The following is a 19,234-nucleotide window of genomic DNA, read 5'->3' as shown; positions in this document are numbered from 1 at the left end:
CCGGTGCGGTCGGCCGGGAGATCAGCTCCGTTCGTCCGGGTCGATCGTGCCACCCTCGTCAACCGCGCCCTCGCCCTCGACGTGCATCGCCGCCTCCTCGGGCATGAAGCGTGCGCCGTCGACTCCGACGTCCTGCGCGAGCACGTCCTGGGACTCGCCGGGCAGGTCCTCGGGTCCGTCGTTGTCGGGCTCGGCGACGAGGCGCCCGACCGTCGTGTCCTCGACGCCGTCCGGTGCCGGCTCGCCGCCCGGCCCCGGGCCGGCGTAGGGCGAGGCGTCCGCGTCGGCGGGCTGGTCCTCCCAGACCTCCGGCTCCTCGCGCGCCAGCCGGTCGTCGTGGCTCTCGCCCTCGCGCTGGCCGGACTCGGTGAGGTCCAGGCTCGCCAGCGGGTCGTCGTCAGGGGCCGTGATCCCCTCGTCGAGCACGTCGCCGGAGGGGTTGTCGAGGAGGACGTCGTCCTCGCCGGGCTGCCAGGAGTCGTCGGGGACGTACTGGTCCTCGCCGGGGCCTGCAGACGGGTTCACATCCGTGTTGTCGGTGCTCATGCCGCCAGCGTGCCACCGTGGGCGAGGGGTCGCATCGCGTAGTGACGGAGCTCGCCCCGGGACGTCGTCGTCGCGGGTGAGCGGGCTGTCAGTCTCCCGTCAGGCCGCCGTCGCCGTCGCGCACGAGGTGCATCGCGGCCTCCTCGGCGCAGCGGTCCCCGGGCGTGCGCAGCTCCTCCTCGGCGAGCACGTCCTGCCACTCGCCGGCCTCGTCGGACGGGTCGTCGTCGTCGGGCAGCGCAACCAGCTGCCCCACGCGGCGGTCGGGCTCCTCGAAGGACTGGTCGTCGAACGGCTCGGGGCCCCGGCCGGCCGTCCCGTACTCGTTGCTGTCCATGCCAGAGTCTCCCACCGGGGAGCCCGGCCGGCTGGGCACGAGGTCCCTTGCCGACGTCGTGGGGCCGCGGCAGGGAGCCGGCGGGGGACGTGGCCACGGTGGTGACCCGTTCCGACGTCGCCGCGGGGGCGCGGTACGTGCCGGCGTCGCCGTGGGGCCGCGGCCGGGTGGCCGGTGCGACGTCGCCGCGAGGACGCGGCCACAACGGTGAGACTTCGACGGCTCTGGGCCGTCAAAGTCTCACCGTCGTGCCACAAGGCGGTACGACCGCGCAGCCGGGCGGCGGGGCTCGCCGGACCGGGAGGACCTTCGGGCGGCGGGGCTCGCCGGACGGGTAGGACCGCATGACGGTGACGCTCGTCGAACGGTGGGGCTGCTGGGAGGAGGTGCCGCGTGCCAGAGGGGTGGGACCGCGCCGTCCGGGGCCAGGCGGAAGCGTGCGGAGACCGTGGCAGGCCTCACGAAAATGCCTCTGGCGGAACTTTTGACCCCGCAGTCGGCGTGCCGGTAGTCTTGGACCTCGTTGTGCATCCCCATGCGCTCCCCGGTGCTCCCACTCGCCGGTTCTGGGGCGCGGATGCAGGCAGCGAGCAAGAACCAGACCATGGGGTCCGCAGTGCCGCCATAGCTGCACCCCGACGAGAGAACGCTGAAGAAACGAAGGCTACGCCCGTGCGCACGTACACACCGAAGCCCGGCGACGTCACGAAGAACTGGTACGTCATCGACGCTACCGACGTCGTCCTCGGCCGACTGGCGACCCAGGTCGCCACCCTGCTCCGTGGGAAGCACAAGCCGACCTTCGCCCCGCACGTGGACAACGGCGACTTCGTCATCGTCATCAACGCTGACAAGGTTGCTCTGACCGGAAGCAAGCGCGAGAACAAGATCGCGTACCGCCACTCCGGCTACCCGGGCGGGCTGAAGGCCACCAACTACGCCGAGCTGCTCGCCCGGTTCCCGGAGCGCGCCGTGGAGAAGGCTGTCCGCGGCATGCTTCCCAAGAACACCCTGGGGCGCGCCCAGCTCAGCAAGCTGAAGGTCTACGCCGGTGCGGAGCACCCGCACAGTGCGCAGAAGCCGCAGACCTTCGAGATCACCCAGGTCGCCCAGTAAGCGCCTCGCGCCTGCGGCACAGAACAGGACTGAAGGAGAACTGTGGCTGAGACCACTTCGGACATCGAGCTGGACGACGAGAACGTCCCCAGCAGCTACACCACCGAGAGCGAGGCTGCCGCCGCCGGGCAGGGTCAGTCGCTGACCGCGCCGGGCCAGGCCCTCGGTCGCCGCAAGGAGGCGGTCGCCCGGGTGCGTCTCGTCCCCGGCACCGGCGAGTGGAAGATCAACGGGCGCTCGCTCGAGGACTACTTCCCCAACAAGCTCCACCAGCAGCTCGTGAGCTCGCCGTTCACGCTGCTCGACATCGCCGGCCGCTTCGACGTCATCGCCCGCATCAACGGCGGCGGCATCTCCGGCCAGGCCGGCGCCCTCCGCATGGGCATCGCCCGCGCCCTCAACGAGATCGACCGCGAGTCGAACCGTCCGGCGCTGAAGAAGGCCGGGTTCCTCCGCCGCGACGACCGTTCGGTCGAGCGCAAGAAGGCCGGTCTGAAGAAGGCCCGCAAGGCCCCGCAGTACTCGAAGCGCTGATCAGCGCCTCGTCCGCGGCCCCGCACCGAGCTGTCTCGGGCGGGGCCGCGGCGCGTTCCGGCACGTGCGTCCTGCCCGCCGACGAACTGGCACCATGGACGCCGCACAACCCACCCACTCGGAGGTAGAACCATGGCCCGACTCTTCGGCACCGACGGCGTGCGAGGCCTCGCCAACCGCGACGTCACCGCAGAGCTAGCCCTCAGTCTCGGCGCGGCGGCCGCCCGGGTCGTCACCTCCTCCGGCGACTTCCGAGGCACCCGTCCCCGTGCCGTGATCGGGCGCGACACCCGCGTCTCCGGCGAGTTCCTCTCCTCCGCCCTGGCCGCCGGACTCGCGAGCGCCGGCGTGGACGTCACCGAGGTGGGCGTGCTCCCCACCCCGGGCATCGCGCACCTGACCGCCAGCACCGACGTCGAGCTCGGCGTCGTCGTCTCGGCCTCCCACAACGCCATGCCGGACAACGGCATCAAGTTCTTCGCCCGCGGCGGCTTCAAGCTCGAGGACGCCATCGAGGACCGGATCGAGGCGACGCTCGCGGCGCAGTGGGACCGTCCCGTGGGCGCCGACGTCGGCCGCATCAGCAACGACGTCGCCCTCGCCGACCGGAACTACATCGACCACCTCGTCGCGGCCGCCGGGCGCCCGCTGGACGGTGTCCGCATCGCGGTGGACTGCGCGAACGGCGCCGCCAGCGACGTGGCGCCCCTCGCGCTGCGCGAGGCGGGCGCCGACGTCGTCGTCATCAACGCCTCTCCCGACGGCCGCAACATCAACGACGCCTGCGGCTCGACGCACCCCGAGCAGCTCCAGGCCGTCACCGTCGCCTCCGAGGCGGCCTTCGGCGTGGCGTACGACGGTGACGCCGACCGCTGCCTGGCCGTCGACCACACCGGCGCCCTGGTCGACGGGGACCAGATCATGGGGCTGCTCGCCACCGCCATGAAGGAGGCCGGCACGCTCGTCGACGACACGCTGGTCGTCACGGTGATGTCCAACCTCGGGCTCCTGCTGGCGATGCGGGACGCGAGCATCAGGACGGTCCAGACGGGCGTCGGCGACCGCTACGTGCTCGAGGCGATGCGCGCCGGCGGGTACACGCTCGGCGGCGAGCAGTCCGGCCACATCATCAACTCCCACTACGCCACGACGGGCGACGGCATCCTGACGTCGCTGCTGCTGGCGGCCCGGGTGGTCGGCACCGGCCGGTCGCTGGCAGACCTGGCCTCCGTGGTCACCCGGATGCCCCAGGTCCTGGTCAACGTCAAGGGAGTGGACAAGGCACGCGCGGCCGACGACGAGGGCGTCGTCGACGCCGTCCGGCGGGCCGAGGCCAGCCTCGGCGAGACCGGTCGTGTGCTGCTGCGTCCCTCCGGCACGGAGCCGCTGGTCCGCGTCATGGTGGAGGCCGCGACGATGGACGAGGCCGAGGTCGTCGCGCACGGCCTCGCCGACGTCGTGGAGGAGCGCCTGGCGCTCTGACGGGGGTCCTGCAGCACCTGCCGGCCGCGGGCGCGCCCACAGGAGACCTCCATGCTTCTTCCCGAGACCCTCACATCTGTCAGGGGCATCCCCCATACCGGCAGCCCCTGCCGTGACGTACCGTTGCAGAGACGTCCCCGGGGTGCCGGGAGCTGGCCCGGCGGAAGGACACCATGGAGCTGATGCAGGCCGTGGAGGAGTTCGTCCTGGGGCTTGCCGGGTCCCCGTGGATCCTCCTCGCCGTGACCGTCCTCGCCACGATCGACGGCTTCTTCCCGCCGGTGCCCAGCGAGTCGATCGTCATCGCGGTGGCCGCGCTCTCGGTCAGCGGCGACGCCCCGAGCCTGTGGTTCCTCGTCCTGGCCGCTGCAGTGGGGGCCTTCTGCGGCGACCTGATCGCGTACACGATCGGGTCCAAGGTCCCCGTCGAGAACATCCGCATCCTGCGCGGCCCGCGCGGCCAGGCGGCGCTGGCCCGGGCGACGCGGGCACTGGCCCTGCGCGGCTCCGTCTACATCCTCTCCGCGCGGTTCATCCCCATCGGCCGGGTGGCCGTCAACATGACCGCGGGCGCCGTGGGGTACCCGCGCAAGCGCTTCGTCGCGATCGCGGCGATCGCCGCGGTGGTGTGGGGCGGCTACTCCACGCTCATGGGTCTCGGCGCGGGCCACTACCTGCATGAGCACCCGCTGATCGCCGTCGCGGTCGGCGTCACCGGCGGGGTGCTGGCGGGCATCCTGGTGGACAAGCTGCTCGGCGCCGTCCAGCGCCGCTGGTTCCCGGACGTCCCGCCACCCGCGGTGCGCATGCACGTCGAGGACGACGACGCGGAGGACGCTCCGGCCGGACGCGCCGCAGCGGGGGACGACCGGGAGCCGGATGGCTCGTCCGCGAGGAACACGGGGCAGGACGGCGATCGTGCCGACCGCTCGCACGGGGACGGGACAGCCGAGAACCGCCCCACCCCGAGTGCACACCCGGCAGCGCACCAGCGGGCGGCCGGCCGGACGGGCGGTGGCCGCGGCGCCGCGTGAGGTGACGCGGACGCCTCAGAGCTTGCGCAGCCGCATGCGGTGCATGCGGTGGTCCTCCGCCTTGGTCAGCACCAGCGTGGCTCTCCCGCGCGTCGGGAGGATGTTCTGGGCGAGGTTCGGGGCGTTGATGGACTCCCAGATCTCCTCCGCCTTCGCCACGGCCGCGGCGTCGTCCAGGTCGGCGTAGCGGCGGAAGTAGGACGCCGGGTTGGAGAACGCGGTCCGCCGCAGCTTGAGGAACCTCTCGACGTACCACTGCTTGATGTCCCGGGTGCGCGCGTCGACGTAGATGGAGAAGTCGAAGAAGTCGCTCACCGCCATCGACATCGTCCCGTCCGCACGTGCGCGGGCGGGCGCCAGGACGTTGAGGCCCTCGACGATCAGCACGTCCGGGTGCCGCACCACCTGGCGGCGGTCGGGCAGGATGTCGTAGGTGACGTGGTCGTACAGCGGTGCGGTGACCTCGTCCGCCCCGCTCTTGACCTCCGCGACGAACCTGAGCAGCGCCCGGCGGTCGTAGGACTCCGGGAACCCCTTGCGCTCGAGGAGCCCCCGCCGGCGCAGCTCGGCGTTGGGGTAGAGGAAGCCGTCGGTCGTGATGAGGTCCACCCGCGGCGTCTGCGGCCAGCGTCGCATCAGCTCGCGCAGCAGGCGGGCGGCGGAGGACTTGCCCACCGCGACGGAGCCGGCCACGCCGATGACGTAGGGCGTCCGGGTGGCGCGCTCACCGAGGAACGTCGACGTCGCCCGGTGCAGGGCGCCGGTCGCGGCGGCGTAGAGCTGCAGCAGCCCCGAGAGCGGGCGGTAGACGGCGTCGACCTCCGGCAGGTCGATCGGGTCGCCGAGGCCGCGGAGGTTGACCACGTCGGCGGCCGTCAGCGGCAACGGGGTCGCGGCGGCCAGCCGCGACCAGGACGCACGGTCGAACTCGACGTAGGGGTTGGCGGCGGCGGACGTCGTCGTGCGCGGGAAGGACACGGCGCACAGTCTCTCGCACCGCCGCCCTCCCGCGTGACGCGGCACTGCTTCATGGGCGCGGGGCCATGCCTCCCGGGCACTGCGCGCGTCCATCCGGTGCGTGCCTCCGAGGCACTGCGCGCGTCCCGCCCGATGCACGCAGCTCCAGCGGCTGCGGGTGTTTTGGCCCGGTGCGGGCAGCGTCACCCACCGCGCGTGGCGTTCCGGTCGCACGGCGCGGTTGCGGCAGCACGGGGCGGGTCCGGCAGCACTCGGTGCACGCACGTGCGTCGGACAGGGGGGCCGGCGTGGCTCAGGCCGTGCGCACCGGACGGCGGGACCCGCACCGGACGGCGCAGCCGCGCGGGACCCGCACCGGACGGCGGAGCCGCGCGGGACCCGCCCGGACGGAAGTTATCCTGCAACCATGTGTGGAATCGTCGGGTACGTAGGCCCCGCAACCCCCCAGCACCCGCCCCCTCGACGTCGCCATGGAGGGACTCGCACGCCTGGAGTACCGCGGTTACGACTCCGCGGGCGTCGCGCTCGTCACCCCGGAGGGCCTCGCCACGGCCAAGCGGGCCGGCAAGCTCGCCAACCTGCGCGGGGCGCTCGAGGAGGACCCGCTGCCCGGCGCGACCGCCGCCATCGGGCACACACGCTGGGCCACCCACGGCGGGCCCACCGACGTCAACGCGCACCCGCACGTCAGCGAGGACGGCACCCTCGCCGTCATCCACAACGGCATCATCGAGAACTTCGCCGCGCTCAAGGCCGAGCTCCTGGCCGACGGCGTGAGCTTCACGTCGGAGACCGACACCGAGGTCGTCGCCCACCTCCTCGCCCGCACGATGAACGGCACGACGGACCTCACCGCCGCCATGCTCGCCGTCACGGCGCGCCTCGAGGGCGCCTTCACCCTCCTCGCGGTCCACGCGGACCAGCCGGGCACGGTGGTCGGCGCCCGGCGGAACTCGCCCCTCGTCGTCGGGCTTGGCGAGGGGGAGAACTTCCTCGGCTCCGACGTCGCCGCCTTCATCGCCTTCACCAAGGAGGCCATGGAGGTCGACCAGGACCAGGTCGTCACCCTCTCGTCCGACGGCGTGCGCGTGGTCGACGCCGCGGGCGCCGAGGTCCAGCCCCGCCGCTTCACCGTGGACTGGGACGCCGCGGCCGCCGTCAAGGGCGGGTTCGCCACCTTCATGGAGAAGGAGATCCACGACCAGCCCAAGGCCGTCGCGGACACCCTGCTGGGCCGCACGGACGGCCACGGCAACCTCGTGCTCGACGAGCTGCGCATCGACGAGTCCATCCTGCGCAGCGTCGACAAGATCATCGTCATCGCGTGCGGCACCGCCGCCTACGCCGGGCACGTGGCCAAGTACGCCGTCGAGCACTGGTGCCGGATCCCCGTGGAGGTGGAGCTCGCGCACGAGTTCCGCTACCGCGACCCGGTGGTCAACGAGAAGACCCTCGTCGTGGCCATCTCCCAGTCGGGGGAGACCATGGACACGATCATGGCGATCCGGCACGCGCGCGAGCAGGGTGCGAAGGTCCTCGCCGTGGTCAACACCCACGGCTCGACCATCGCCCGCGAGTCCGACGCCGTGCTCTACACGCACGCCGGGCCCGAGGTGGCGGTGGCCTCCACCAAGGCGTTCCTCGCCCAGATCACCGCGTGCTACCTGCTCGGCCTGTACCTCTCGCAGCTGCGCGGCAACAAGTACGTCGACGAGGTCGCCGGCTACCTCGAGGAGCTCGGCAAGCTCCCGGCCAAGATCCAGCAGGTGATCGACGGCGAGGAGAACGTCAAGGACGTCGCGCGCTCGATGAAGGACGCCACCTCGGTGCTCTTCCTCGGCCGGCACGTCGGCTACCCGGTGGCCCTCGAGGGGGCGCTGAAGCTCAAGGAGCTGGCCTACATCCACGCCGAGGGGTTCGCCGCCGGCGAGCTCAAGCACGGGCCCATCGCCCTGATCGACGAGGGCCAGCCGGTGTTCGTGATCGTGCCGACGCCGCGCCGGCCCACCCTGCACGCCAAGGTCGTCTCCAACATCCAGGAGGTGCGCGCCCGCGGTGCCCGCACCCTGGTGATCGCGGAGGAGGGCGACGAGGCGGTCACCGAGTTCGCCGACGTCGTCCTCCGGGTCCCGCAGACCCCGACGCTGATGATGCCGCTGGTCACCGTCGTGCCGCTGCAGATCTTCGCGTGCGCCCTGGCCACCGCGAAGGGGCTCGACGTGGACCAGCCGCGCAACCTCGCCAAGTCCGTGACGGTGGAGTGACGACGGCGCAGCCCGGGCGGCCGGGCCGGTCCCGTCCGGCCGGGCGCCGGGAACGCCCGGCCGGAGGCCCGGCATGATCGTCTCCGTCGGCATCGACGTGTGCGACGTCGCCCGGTTCATCGCCGAGCTCGACCGCGTGCCGCGCCTGCGGGAGAAGATCTTCACCCCTGAGGAGCGGGAGCTGCCCGACGCGTCGCTGGCCGCCCGGTTCGCGGCCAAGGAGGCGATCGCCAAGGCGCTCGGCGCCCCCGCCGGGATGCGGTGGCACGACTGCACGGTCCACCGGGTGACGGGTGGCCCGCCGGTGGTCGAGCTGCGCGGGACCGTGGCGGCGCGTGCTGCGGAGCTCGGCATCACCCGCTGGCACCTGTCCATCTCGCACGACGCCGGGATCGCCTCCGCCATGGTGGTCGCCGAGGCCTGAGCGCACCCGGCGACACCCCGGCAGGGTCGCAGGACGGCGCCGGCCGCGCACGGCACGATGGGCCCATGATCCGAGCCCACAGCGCCGCGGCCGTGCGGGCCGCGGAGGAACCGCTCCTGGCCGCCGGCGAGCCGCTGATGCGTCCGCCGCCTTCGCCCTGGCCACCCACGTGACCGCCGAGCTGCGCGAGCGGGGCCGGGTCGCCGGCTCGGTGGTCCTGCTGCTCGTCGGCGGGGGCAACAACGGCGGGGACGCCCTGTTCGCCGGCCCTCACCTCGTCCGGCGCGGCTGCCAGGTGCATGCCGCGCTGGCCGCCGCCGCTCGGGCGTGGTCCGGCGGGACATCCACTCCGCCAGCTCCCGGGTTACGGCACGGCTGTCCGGACCCGGCAGCATCGCCTCGTCGTCGAAGAACGCGGCCAGCTTGTCGTGCGCCAGCGCCGGCCAGCCGTCGTCCTCGAGGTCGATGGCGGCGACGAGCTCGTCGGCGGCGCTGCGCAACTGTCGGGCCACCGCCCTCCGGTCGGGGTTGGCGGTCTCGATGTCGGGACCGACCCCGGCCGGGTCCGGGGTACCCCCCGCCTCAAGGGCGGCGGCGGCGTCACGGAACCAAATCAAGAGCCCGTCCAGGAGCGGGGTGGGTCTTGTGATGCTGTCCAGCGCGAGGACCTTGACGTGCCAGGAGCACAGCGGTGCATCCTCGAACTGGCGCAGCCAGTGCTTGAGGAGGCGCACCACGCGGGCGAAGGTGACCTCGGTGCGCTTGATCGCCGCCAGGACGAGATCGGTGTGCTCCTCCGGGTCCGACCTGTCCCAGGTGCTGTCCTTGGGGATGTACAGCCCGCTGCCGGAGGGGTGGTCCAGGGCGACGATAATGTCGGCGGTGAAGTCGTCCCAACCCTGGCGCATCGGCTCGTTGAATCGGATCAGGACCGACCGCTTGCGGCCCTTAACCTCCACGCGCAGGTCGCCGAACTCTTCCTTGAGCTCGCGTCGCACGGCGTTCGCGGCGCGCTCCTTCAGCGCGAGCGGACCGCCGTTGCCAGGCCCGTACTCGCCGTCGGGATCCGGGACGACGACGCCGAGATCGACGTCGACCAGGGGGGTGAGGGCGTCGCCGTGCGCGACGCTGCCGTTGACGTAGGTGCGTGCATGGTCGCCACCCGAGGAGAACTCTTTGCGCAACGCGATGGCGACGGCGGTGCGTCGTCGCTTTGCCTCGGCGATCTCCTCGGGGTGGACCTGAATGCGCTCGAGCGCGTCCGCGAGGAGGTTCTCGAGCGTCGGGTACGTGTCGGGGGCTGCTGCGCTCATGAAAGTGTCTCCGTTCGGGGCCGTCCGGCGGGGGCCCGGACGGATGTGGCGGGGGCCACGCCTTCGACGATCGCCCCGCCCACTGACATACCTGGCCTGCCGACACCTCACGGGAGATGGGCGCGGCAGGCCGAGCCACCGAGGCCCTCCCGGTTGAGGAACCGTCACCGGAGGCATGGTCCTGGCCTGTAACTACACCCGAGCTCATTCGAACTGTGCCGTACAGCCTGTCCGGTGATGTATTCGTGCGGGCGATATGCTCGGTAACCGCTCCTTGGGCGACGACGTCGTCGTCTGGGTCAGAAGACGCGCCAAAATCGAGAGTCCCGTCTGGGGGGGACACCCTCCCATAACAAAACCCAAGGGCGGCACTCGTTAGCTTAAATTCCTTGGAGCCCTCTTCAGTTAGCAGCTGAATCTCAATGCAGCTTTCGAGACAGAGTGCTGCTAGAAGGCTTTTCTTCTAACTGGTCTGCTGATGGAGGCCCTGACTCCTGGCCAGGGCTCTCCACCAGCTATGTCGCTCCATGAATGCGAGGGTGGGACAAGTTCTGTCACTCGTGACAGCTACCGTGTCACCATGACATCTAACGTGTCACTAGTGACAAGTTCGATGTCACCTCACAGGACCGAGGGCAGCAACTTCCCGCGGCCGGACGGTGCCGCCGCCTAGAAGTCCCAGTCCTCGTCCTCCGTGTTCACGGCCTTGCCCATGACGTAGCTCGAGCCGGAGCCGGAGAAGAAGTCGTGGTTCTCGTCCGCGTTCGGGGAGAGCGAGGACAGGATCGCCGGGTTGACGTTCGTCTGGTCCTTGGGGAACAGACCCTCGTAGCCGAGGTTGTTCAGCGCCTTGTTCGCGTTGTAGCGCAGGAACGCCTTCACGTCCTCGGTCAGGCCCAGCGGGTCGTAGAGGTCCTCGGTGTACTGCTCCTCGTTGTCGTAGAGCTCGAAGAGCAGCTCGAACGTGTAGTCCTTGAGCTCCTGGCGGCGCTCGGGCGACGCCGTCTCCAGCGCGCGCTGGAACTTGTAGCCGATGTAGTAGCCGTGGACGGCCTCGTCGCGGATGATCAGGCGGATGAGGTCGGCGGTGTTGGTCAGCTTGGCGTGGCTCGACCAGTACATCGGGGGCGTAGAAGCCCGAGTAGAACAGGAAGGACTCCAGCATCGTGGAGGCGACCTTGCGCTTCTCCGGGTCGTCGCCGCGGTAGTAGTCCATGACGATCTGCGCCTTGCGCTGGAGGTTCTCGTTCTCCTCCGACCAGCGGAACGCGTCGTCGATCTCCCTGGTGGAGATGAGCGTGGAGAAGATCGAGGAGTAGCTCTTGGCGTGCACCGACTCCATGAACGCGATGTTCGTGTAGACGGCCTCCTCGTGCGGGGTCACCGCGTCGGGGATCAGCGAGACCGCACCCACGGTGCCCTGGATGGTGTCCAGGAGCGTCAGGCCGGTGAAGACCCGGGTGGTCATGAGCTTCTCGGCCTCGTTGAGCGTCGCCCAGGACTGGATGTCGTTGGACAGCGGCACCTTCTCGGGCAGCCAGAAGTTGGAGGTCAGGCGGTCCCAGACCTCGACGTCCTTCTCGTCCTGGACACGGTTCCAGTTGATCGCCTGGACGCGGCTGACCAGCTTCAGCTTCTCCGACACGGTGCGTGCCTCTCCTGTTTCGTCTTCCGGCGCCAGCCGGGGGGTGTGCGGCGTTTCTCGGGAGCGGGGGCTGCCCGGGTGGGATCCTCCCACCGGGGGCCGACGGCGGAGCGTGGCGTCCGCCGTCGGCCGGTGCGTTCCTGCCGTGTCGCGGAGGAACCGACCTCTCGTCGTGGAGATGACGTCTCGCGGAGGAGATGACGTCTCGCGGGCGAGGGGTCAGAGCATGCAGCTGACGCAGCCCTCCACCTCGGTCCCCTCGAGGGCGAGCTGGCGGACCCGGATGTAGTAGAGCGTCTTGATGCCCTTGCGCCAGGCGTAGATCTGAGCCCGGTTGACGTCGCGCGTGGTGGCGGTGTCCTTGAAGAACAGCGTGAGCGACAGACCCTGGTCCACGTGCTGCGTGGCCTCGGCGTACGTGTCGATGATCTTCTCGGCACCGATCTCGTACGCGTCCTCGTAGTACTCGAGGTTGTCGTTCGTCATGAACGGCGCCGGGTAGTACACCCCGCCCGATCTTGCCCTCCTTGCGGATCTCCACCTTCGAGACGATCGGGTGGATCGAGGACGTCGAGTTGTTGATGTAGGAGATGGACCCGGTCGGCGGCACGGCCTGGAGGTTCTGGTTGTAGATGCCGTGCTGCCTCACCGACTCCGCGAGCTCGCGCCAGTCCTCCTGCGTGGGGATGTGCACGCCGGCGTCGGCGAAGAGCTGGCGCACCCGCTCGGTGCGCGGCTCCCAGGTGCCGTTCACGTACTTGTCGAAGTACTCCCCGGACGCGTACTTGGAGTCCTCGAAGCCCTTGAAGGTCCGGCCCTTCTCGATGGCGATCCTGTTGGACTCCGCCACGGCGTGGAAGGCCACCGTGTAGAAGTACATGTTCGTGAAGTCCAGGCCCTCCTCGGACCCGTAGTGGATCCGCTCGCGGGCGAGGTAGCCGTGCAGGTTCATCTGGCCCAGGCCGATGGCGTGGGAGTCGTTGTTGCCCTGCTCGATCGACGGCACGGACCAGATGTGGGTCTGGTCGGCGACCGCGGTGAGCGAGCGGATCGCCGTGCCGACGGTCCTGCCGAAGTCCGGGGACTCCATCGCCTTCGCGATGTTCAGCGAGCCGAGGTTGCAGGAGATGTCCTTGCCGACCGAGGCGTAGCTCAGGTCCTCGTTGAACTCCGACGGCGTCGAGACCTGGAGGATCTCCGAGCACAGGTTCGACATGGTGATCCGACCCTCGATCGGGTTGGCCCGGTTCACCGTGTCCTCGAACACGATGTAGGGGTAGCCCGACTCGAACTGGAGCTCGGCGAGGGTCTGGAAGAAGTTGCGGGCGTTGAGCTTGGTCTTCTTGATCCGGCCGTCGTCGACCATCTCGTGGTACTTCTCGGAGACGCTGACCTCGCTGAACGGCACGCCGTAGACGCGCTCGACGTCGTAGGGCGAGAACAGGTACATGTCTTCGTTCTTCTTCGCGAGCTCGAACGTGATGTCCGGGATCACGACGCCGAGCGAGAGCGTCTTGATGCGGATCTTCTCGTCCGCGTTCTCCCGCTTCGTGTCGAGGAACTTCATGATGTCGGGGGTGGTGGGCGTGCAGGTACACCGCGCCCGCACCCTGGCGCGCCCCGAGCTGGTTGGCGTAGGAGAAGGAGTCCTCGAGCAGCTTCATCACGGGGATGACCCCGGAGGACTGGTTCTGGATCTTCTTGATCGGCGCGCCGGCCTCACGGATGTTCGTCAGCGACAGCGCCACGCCGCCGCCGCGCTTGGACAGCTGCAGCGCCGAGTTGATGCCCCGGGCGATCGACTCCATGTTGTCCTCCATGCGCAGGAGGAAGCAGGAGACCAGCTCGCCGCGCGCGGCCTTGCCGGCGTTGAGGAACGTGGGGGTGGCGGGCTGGAAACGGCCGGCGAGGATCTCCTCGACCATGTTGGTCGCGAGGGTCTCGTCGCCGTCGGCCAGGGCGAGGGAGACCATGACCACACGGTCCTCGAACCGCTCGAGGTAGCGCTTCCCGTCGAACGTCTTCAGCGTGTACGAGGTGTAGTACTTGAACGCGCCGAGGAACGTGTCGAAGCGGAACTTCTTCGACCACGCCAGGTCCCAGAGCCGGTTGAGGAACTCGAAGGAGTACTTCTCGAGCACCTCGCTCTCGTAGTAACCCTCCTCGACCAGGTAGTCGAGCTTCTCCTTGAGCGTGTGGAAGAAGACCGTGTTCTGGTTGACGTGCTGGAGGAAGTACTGGCGCGCCGCCTCACGGTCCTTGTCGAACTGGATGTTCCCGTCCGCGTCGTACAGGTTCAGCATCGCGTTCAGCGCGTGGTAGTCGAGCTGCGGCGCGCTGGCGACCTCTACGCCGGTATCTGTGAGCGTTGCTGCCAAAACTGCCCCAATCCCTCTCGGACGCGCGTGACGTCCTCAGTCGTTCCCAGTAGTTCGAATCGGTACAGGTACGGCACCTGGCACTTCGCGGCGACGATGTCGCCCGCGATGCCGTACGCCGCACCGAAGTTGAGGTTGCCGGCGGCGATCACGCCCCGGATGAGTGCACGGTTGTGCTCGTCGTTGAGGAACCGGATCACCTGCTTGGGCACCGCGCCACGGCCGTTGCCCCCGCCGTAGGTGGGGACGACGAGCACGTACTCCTCGTCCACCCGGAGGAACGGGTCGGCCGGCCGGACGGGGATGCGGTCCGCCGGCAGCCCCAGCTTCTCCACGAAGCGGTGGGTGTTGTTCGTGACGGAGGAGAAGTAGACGAGCCTGCCCATTTCCCGCCCTCCCGGTGCGGCGCCGCGGACGGCGTCGTTGGTGTTCGGCCGGGCCACCGGGTCGCGGTGGCCCGGCCGAAGTTCTGCTGCCCCGACGTCAGGCGCTGACGGCGGCGGCCTGCTGGGCCGCGAGCGCCTTGATCTTGTCGGGGCGGAAGCCCGACCAGTGGTCGCCGTCGGCGAAGACCACGGGGGCCTGCTGGTAGCCGAGCGCCTTCACGCTCTCCAGCGCCTCGGCGTCGGCCGTGATGTCGACGACCTCGTACTCGAGACCCTGCTTGTTCAGCGCCCGGTACGTGGCGTCGCACTGGACGCAGGACGGCTTGCTGTAGACGGTGATGCTCATCCGAGCCGGTCTCCTTGCCTAGTGCGTCGTCACGCTCAGAACGCGTCTGACACTGCTGTAACAACAGGTGTGTGCTTCGAATGAACTCTACGTCATCCGGGGTCTCGAACACTACAACTTGGGGTCCCTCACGCCGAGGACCCCAAGATGATGGGGGACGGCGTGTCGCGTCCCGTCCCCTGTCCACACTTCCCACCGCCTCTCTGTGGATTGCCGGCCCTCGTGTGGGGACGCCCTGTGGACGGCATCTCCCGGCGCCGCCCCGGCAGCTGTCCCGCACACGGTCACCGTCCCAGGCCCCACCGACATCCGGAGTGGCCGGCCGTCCGGGCCGGGCTGTGGAGGACGCCCCGCGGCGCGTCGTCCACACGCTGTGCACCCAGGGGCCCGACGGCGGCTCGCAGGAGCTCCCGGCGGTCCGATATTCCTGGCGTGTCGCCGTCGCCCCGGCGTGTCGCGGACTGCGGACGGCCTCCTGTCGCCGGGTACGGACCGGGGACCTAGTGTGGGACCTCTCGGGCCCCGCGCCCGGCCTCCGGTCGCGCGCAGCGGCCAACCTCTATATGGTCTGACGCCGCCCGTAACCGACCCCCCGCCGACCGCGGGGCCGTCAGCCCGCGGGCCGACACCGGACCCGACGCCGCACACCCGCCGGCCCAGGAGGAGACACCACCGGATGTGGGACTACGTGCTCGAGCGACGCGGGCAGATCCTCTACCTCTCGTACCAGCACGCCAGCCTGGTCATCCAGTGCGTCGTGCTCGCCACGGTGATCGCCCTCGTCGTGGCCGTGCTCGTGTACCGCAGCCCCCGGCTGTCCTCGCTCGCCAACTCGACGTCCGCGATCGGTCTGACCATCCCGTCCTTCGCGCTGCTGGGCATCCTGCTGGCGCCGTTCGGGTTCGGCGTGCTTCCGGCGGTCATCGCCGTCACCTTCTACGCGGCCCTGCCGATCCTTCGGAACGCGGTGGTCGGCCTCGCGGGGGTGGACCGGGCCACCGTCGAGTCTGCCCGGGGCATCGGGATGAGCCGGATCGCCACGCTCGCGCGCGTGGAGCTGCCGCTCGCGTGGCCCGTCATCCTCGCCGGGATCCGCGTCTCCACGCAGATGGTCATGGGCGTCGCCGCCGTCGCCGCATACGTCCTCGGACCCGGGCTCGGCGGCTTCATCTTCTCCGGCCTCGCCCGGCTCGGCGGGGCCAACTCGGTCTACTCCACCCTCACCGGGACGATCGCCGTCGTCCTCCTCGCCCTCGTGGTCGACCTGCTCCTCGTGCTCGTCGGCCGCCTCACCATCCCCAGGGGGATCCGTGCCTGAGACCACCGCACCCACCGCATCCGCGCCCGGCGAGGGCACAGCCGCCGGCGCCGAGGCCTGGACCAGCGCCGACGGCGGCACCACAGGCGTCTCCATCCGCCTCGAGAACGTGACCAAGCAGTACCCGGGGCAGGGCGGGCCGGCGGTCGACAACATCGACCTCGAGATCCGTGCGGGGGAGATCCTCGTGCTCGTGGGCCCGTCGGGCTGCGGCAAGACCACCACGATGAAGATGATCAACCGCCTCATCGAGCCCACCTCGGGACGGATCGTCGTGGGCGGCGAGGACGTCACCAACACCGACCCGGACTGGCTCCGGCGCCGCATCGGCTACGTCATCCAGGCAGGCGGTCTCTTCCCGCACATGACCGTCGGCGCGAACGTCGCGCTCGTGCCCGGCATGCTCAAGTGGGACAAGGCCCGCACGGCCGCCCGCGTGGAAGAGCTGCTCGACCTCGTCGGCCTCGACCCGGACACGTACCGCGACCGTTACCCGCGCGAGCTCTCCGGCGGGCAGCAGCAGCGCGTCGGCGTGGCCCGTGCGCTGGCCGCCGACCCGCCGGTGCTGCTCATGGACGAGCCGTTCGGCGCGGTCGACCCGATCACCCGTCACCGCCTCCAGGACGAGCTCCTCAACATCCAGGAGGAGCTGGGCAAGACCATCGTCATCGTCACCCACGACTTCGACGAGGCCGTCAAGCTCGGCGACCGCATCGCGATCCTCGACGTCGGCGCCCGGATCGTCCAGCTGGACACCCCCGAGGAGATCCTCTCCAACCCGGCGGAGGACTTCGTCACCGACTTCATCGGCAAGGGCGCCGCCCTCAAGACGCTCTCGCTCACCCGGGTGAGCGACCTGCCCCTGCGGAAGGGGACGACGGCGAACGTCGGGGATTCCGGCCCCGACGCCGCCGCCCGGGCGCGGGAGGCCGGGGACGACTTCGTCGCCGTGCTCGACGGACGGGGCAGGCCCCGGCGCTGGCACCCGGTCGACGAGATCGAGCGCGAGACGACGATCGCCGGGACCCTCGACGAGATGCTCCCCGCGCTGGCGCGGCGGTCCACCCTCAGCGAGGCGCTGGACACCATGCTCACCGCCTCGCAGAACGGCGTCGTCGTGACGGGCCGGCGCGACGCCTACCTCGGATACGTCACCGTCGACCAGGTGATGTCCCACATGACGCCCGACGCTCCGGCCCAGGAGGCGGCGTCGTGAGCGCGCCGACGAACACCGGTCCCCGGGCAGAGGCCGCGCGGGCCGCCCCCACCAGAGGTGCCCCGCCCGCCAAGGGCGGCGCCGGCGCCGTCGAGGCGGCCATCGAGTCCGCCGAGGGCGGGCGTCCCTGGCGCAGCCTTCTCGTCCAGCCGATCCTGATCGCCGTCGTCCTCGCGGGCTACTTCGTCTGGCTGGCGACGGCGGAGCTCACCGACGTCGAGAGCCGCCCCCTCTCCTGGGACTCCCTCGGTCCGGCCATCGCCGAGCACCTGTGGCTGACGTTCCTCTCCGCCGCCATCGTCGTCGTCCTCGCGCTCCCCCTGGGCATCCTGCTGACCCGGCGGCCGTTCCGGAAGCTCTCCGGACCCGTCATCGCCCTGGCGAACGTCGGGCAGGCCGCGCCGGCCATCGGGCTGATCGTCCTGCTGGCCATGTGGCTGGGGTTCGGCCCCTGGACCGCCGTCGTCTCCCTGGTCGCCTACGCCGTGCTTCCGGTGCTGCGCAACACGATGGTCGGGCTGGGCGGGGTCGACCAGCGCCTGGTCGAGGCCGGGCGCGGGATGGGCATGTCCGCCCTGTCCGTGCTGCTGCGGGTCGAGCTGCCGCTGGCTGTTCCCGTCATCCTCGCCGGGGTGCGCACCGCCCTCGTGCTGCTCGTGGGCACCGCGACCCTCGCCGTCTTCATCGACGGCGGCGGGCTCGGCATCCTCATCACCTCCGGCATCACCCTGTACCTGCCCAGGCTGCTGATCTCGGGCGCCCTGCTGGTGGCGCTGCTGGCCCTGCTGATCGACTGGCTCGGCCGCGTGGTCGAGCACGTCGCCCACCCTCGAGGACTGTGATGACCCGCAGGACCGCACCCCGGACCTCCCGCCGCCCGCTGACCTCGACCCGCCTCCGCGCGGCCACGGCCATGGCCGCGGCCGCCCTGGGTCTGGCCGGCTGCGGGCTGCAGCCCGCCACCGGCTACGTCCCGCCGGTCGCCCCTGGCAGCATCGAGGCCATCGACGGCGCCGAGGACGTCTCGGTCACCGTCGGGGCGAAGAACTTCACCGAGCAGCTCATCCTCGGCAAGATCGCCGTGCTCGCACTGCGCGCCGCCGGCTTCCAGGTCACCGACTCAACGAACATCCCGGGGGCCGCGGCCGCGCGGGAGGGGCAGCTGGCCGGGGACACCGACATGCAGTGGGAGTACACCGGCACCGCCTGGGTGGTCTACATGGGCAACCAGGGCATCCCCGACCAGGAGGAGCAGTGGCAGGCGGTGCACGACGCCGACCTCGCCAACGGGCAGACGTGGCTGCCTCCCGCCCCGATGAACAACACCTACGGCTTCGCCATGGGACCCGACGCCGCGGCCGAGCTGGGCATCACCTCCTTCTCCCAGATCGGCGACCTGCCTGTCGAGGAGCGAACCTTCTGCGTGGAGAGCGAGTTCCGCAGCCGGGACGACGGCCTGGAGCCGCTGCTCGAGCACTACGGCATCCCGCTCGACTCCCCCGACGGCGTGCCCAGCGACAACATCCGGGTCATGGACACCGGCGCCATCTACGCCGCCACCGCCAGCGGCGCCTGCAACTTCGGCGAGATCTTCACGACGGACGGGCGCATCCTCGCCCTCGACCTCACCGTGCTGGAGGACGACCAGGCGTACTTCCCGTCCTACAACGTCGCGGCCTACCTGAACACCGACCTCGTCGAGGAGTTCCCGCGGATCACCGAGGTGTTCGAGCAGGTCTCGCCGCTGCTGACCGACGAGCTCCTCATCGAGCTCAACGCCCGGGTCGACGTCGAGGGCGAGGAGCCCGCCGACGTGGCGATGGACTGGATGGTCTCCGAGGGGCTGGTCAGCCACCCGGAGAGCTGACCACCCCCCACCCTCCCACCCGGTGAGATGTCATCTTCTCGGTGAGAAGT

Annotated in this window: 15 protein-coding genes and 5 pseudogenes; 12 read left to right on the top strand and 8 right to left on the bottom strand. The window is 70.4% G+C overall.

Features of this window, described 5'->3' with window-relative positions:
- Positions 1 to 21: 21 nt before the first annotated feature.
- A complete protein-coding gene (locus DA06_RS07035; RefSeq protein WP_052436465.1) occupies positions 22 to 546 on the bottom strand; it encodes a DUF5709 domain-containing protein in 525 nt (174 codons plus the stop codon).
- An 88-nt stretch (positions 547 to 634) separates the two neighbouring features.
- Positions 635 to 883 (bottom strand): DUF5709 domain-containing protein, encoded by a 249-nt coding sequence (locus tag DA06_RS07030; RefSeq protein ID WP_043498607.1) that lies wholly within the window; start codon positions 881 to 883, stop codon positions 635 to 637.
- 672 nt (positions 884 to 1,555) lie between these two features.
- On the opposite strand from DA06_RS07030, the gene rplM reads away from it, so the two are divergent.
- From rplM to DA06_RS07010, 4 genes are all read left to right on the top strand, one after another.
- Positions 1,556 to 1,999 (top strand): 50S ribosomal protein L13, encoded by a 444-nt coding sequence (gene rplM / locus DA06_RS07025; RefSeq protein WP_043498605.1) that lies wholly within the window; start codon positions 1,556 to 1,558, stop codon positions 1,997 to 1,999.
- A 42-nt stretch (positions 2,000 to 2,041) separates the two neighbouring features.
- Complete coding sequence (gene rpsI, locus DA06_RS07020; protein WP_043498602.1) at positions 2,042 to 2,533, top strand: 30S ribosomal protein S9; 492 nt, start codon at positions 2,042 to 2,044, stop codon at positions 2,531 to 2,533.
- 132 nt (positions 2,534 to 2,665) lie between these two features.
- Complete coding sequence (gene glmM, locus DA06_RS07015) at positions 2,666 to 4,015, top strand: phosphoglucosamine mutase (RefSeq protein ID WP_043498600.1); 1,350 nt, start codon at positions 2,666 to 2,668, stop codon at positions 4,013 to 4,015.
- Positions 4,016 to 4,188: 173 nt separating this feature from the next.
- Positions 4,189 to 5,049, top strand: coding sequence for a DedA family protein (locus DA06_RS07010; protein WP_418607246.1), 861 nt, complete (start codon positions 4,189 to 4,191; stop codon positions 5,047 to 5,049).
- Positions 5,050 to 5,064: 15 nt separating this feature from the next.
- On the opposite strand, the gene coaA is transcribed toward DA06_RS07010, so the two are convergent.
- Positions 5,065 to 6,027: a type I pantothenate kinase gene (gene coaA / locus DA06_RS07005; protein ID WP_043498597.1), complete on the bottom strand. Its 963-nt coding sequence runs from the start codon at positions 6,025 to 6,027 to the stop codon at positions 5,065 to 5,067.
- Positions 6,028 to 6,433: 406 nt separating this feature from the next.
- On the opposite strand from coaA, the pseudogene glmS reads away from it, so the two are divergent.
- The 4 genes and pseudogenes from glmS (at position 6,434) to DA06_RS06985 (ending at position 10,220) form a co-directional block, all read left to right on the top strand.
- Positions 6,434 to 8,291, top strand: a pseudogene (gene glmS / locus DA06_RS07000) (glutamine--fructose-6-phosphate transaminase (isomerizing)).
- Between the two features lie 73 nt (positions 8,292 to 8,364).
- Positions 8,365 to 8,715, top strand: coding sequence for a holo-ACP synthase (locus tag DA06_RS06995; protein WP_043498595.1), 351 nt, complete (start codon positions 8,365 to 8,367; stop codon positions 8,713 to 8,715).
- A 169-nt stretch (positions 8,716 to 8,884) separates the two neighbouring features.
- Positions 8,885 to 8,971: pseudogene (locus DA06_RS06990) on the top strand (hypothetical protein); the annotation flags it as partial.
- Between the two features lie 172 nt (positions 8,972 to 9,143).
- The gene (locus tag DA06_RS06985) at positions 9,144 to 10,220 is read left to right on the top strand and encodes a hypothetical protein (RefSeq protein ID WP_418608493.1); all 1,077 of its coding nucleotides are present in this window, start codon (positions 9,144 to 9,146) and stop codon (positions 10,218 to 10,220) included.
- Between the two features lie 477 nt (positions 10,221 to 10,697).
- Here the strand turns inward: DA06_RS06985 and nrdF are convergent.
- The 5 genes and pseudogenes from nrdF to nrdH form a co-directional block, all read right to left on the bottom strand.
- A pseudogene (gene nrdF, locus DA06_RS06980) lies at positions 10,698 to 11,673 on the bottom strand (class 1b ribonucleoside-diphosphate reductase subunit beta).
- Positions 11,674 to 11,892: 219 nt separating this feature from the next.
- Positions 11,893 to 13,240, bottom strand: a pseudogene (nrdE, locus tag DA06_RS06975) (class 1b ribonucleoside-diphosphate reductase subunit alpha).
- A gap of 82 nt (positions 13,241 to 13,322) precedes the next feature.
- Positions 13,323 to 13,976: pseudogene (locus DA06_RS06970) on the bottom strand (ribonucleotide reductase N-terminal alpha domain-containing protein); the annotation flags it as partial.
- Positions 13,977 to 14,020: 44 nt separating this feature from the next.
- Entirely contained in the window at positions 14,021 to 14,437 is a 417-nt protein-coding gene (nrdI, locus tag DA06_RS06965; protein ID WP_043498581.1) for a class Ib ribonucleoside-diphosphate reductase assembly flavoprotein NrdI, read from the bottom strand.
- Between the two features lie 97 nt (positions 14,438 to 14,534).
- Entirely contained in the window at positions 14,535 to 14,783 is a 249-nt protein-coding gene (nrdH, locus tag DA06_RS06960; protein WP_043498579.1) for a glutaredoxin-like protein NrdH, read from the bottom strand.
- Between the two features lie 676 nt (positions 14,784 to 15,459).
- Between nrdH and DA06_RS06955 the strand changes: the two genes are divergently transcribed.
- The 4 genes from DA06_RS06955 (at position 15,460) to DA06_RS06940 (ending at position 19,184) form a co-directional block, all read left to right on the top strand.
- Positions 15,460 to 16,101 (top strand): ABC transporter permease, encoded by a 642-nt coding sequence (locus DA06_RS06955; RefSeq protein ID WP_043498577.1) that lies wholly within the window; start codon positions 15,460 to 15,462, stop codon positions 16,099 to 16,101.
- Positions 16,094 to 17,317: an ABC transporter ATP-binding protein gene (locus tag DA06_RS06950; RefSeq protein WP_418607244.1), complete on the top strand. Its 1,224-nt coding sequence runs from the start codon at positions 16,094 to 16,096 to the stop codon at positions 17,315 to 17,317. Before DA06_RS06955 ends, DA06_RS06950 begins: the two co-directional genes overlap by 8 nt.
- Before the next feature lie 101 nt (positions 17,318 to 17,418).
- Complete coding sequence (locus tag DA06_RS06945) at positions 17,419 to 18,159, top strand: ABC transporter permease (protein WP_043498588.1); 741 nt, start codon at positions 17,419 to 17,421, stop codon at positions 18,157 to 18,159.
- Entirely contained in the window at positions 18,159 to 19,184 is a 1,026-nt protein-coding gene (locus DA06_RS06940) for a glycine betaine ABC transporter substrate-binding protein (RefSeq protein WP_418607242.1), read from the top strand. Before DA06_RS06945 ends, DA06_RS06940 begins: the two co-directional genes overlap by 1 nt.
- The last annotated feature ends 50 nt before the right edge of the window (positions 19,185 to 19,234 follow it).

The organism is Georgenia sp. SUBG003 (genome assembly GCF_000715355.2).
Taxonomy (GTDB): Bacteria; Actinomycetota; Actinomycetes; order Actinomycetales; family Actinomycetaceae; genus Georgenia.
This window is presented reverse-complemented; position numbering and strand designations above follow the sequence as displayed.

Bases quoted from the DNA above. Each gene is read 5' to 3' on its own strand.
- DA06_RS07035 (WP_052436465.1), bottom strand. From the start codon at position 546: ATGAGCACCGACAACACGGATGTGAACCCGTCTGCAGGCCCCGGCGAG.
- DA06_RS07030 (WP_043498607.1), bottom strand. From the start codon at position 883: ATGGACAGCAACGAGTACGGGACGGCCGGCCGGGGCCCCGAGCCGTTC.
- glmM (WP_043498600.1), top strand. From the start codon at position 2,666: ATGGCCCGACTCTTCGGCACCGACGGCGTGCGAGGCCTCGCCAACCGC.
- DA06_RS07010 (WP_418607246.1), top strand. From the start codon at position 4,189: ATGGAGCTGATGCAGGCCGTGGAGGAGTTCGTCCTGGGGCTTGCCGGG.
- DA06_RS06995 (WP_043498595.1), top strand. From the start codon at position 8,365: ATGATCGTCTCCGTCGGCATCGACGTGTGCGACGTCGCCCGGTTCATC.
- nrdI (WP_043498581.1), bottom strand. From the start codon at position 14,437: ATGGGCAGGCTCGTCTACTTCTCCTCCGTCACGAACAACACCCACCGC.
- nrdH (WP_043498579.1), bottom strand. From the start codon at position 14,783: ATGAGCATCACCGTCTACAGCAAGCCGTCCTGCGTCCAGTGCGACGCC.
- DA06_RS06955 (WP_043498577.1), top strand. From the start codon at position 15,460: ATGTGGGACTACGTGCTCGAGCGACGCGGGCAGATCCTCTACCTCTCG.
- DA06_RS06940 (WP_418607242.1), top strand. From the start codon at position 18,159: ATGACCCGCAGGACCGCACCCCGGACCTCCCGCCGCCCGCTGACCTCG.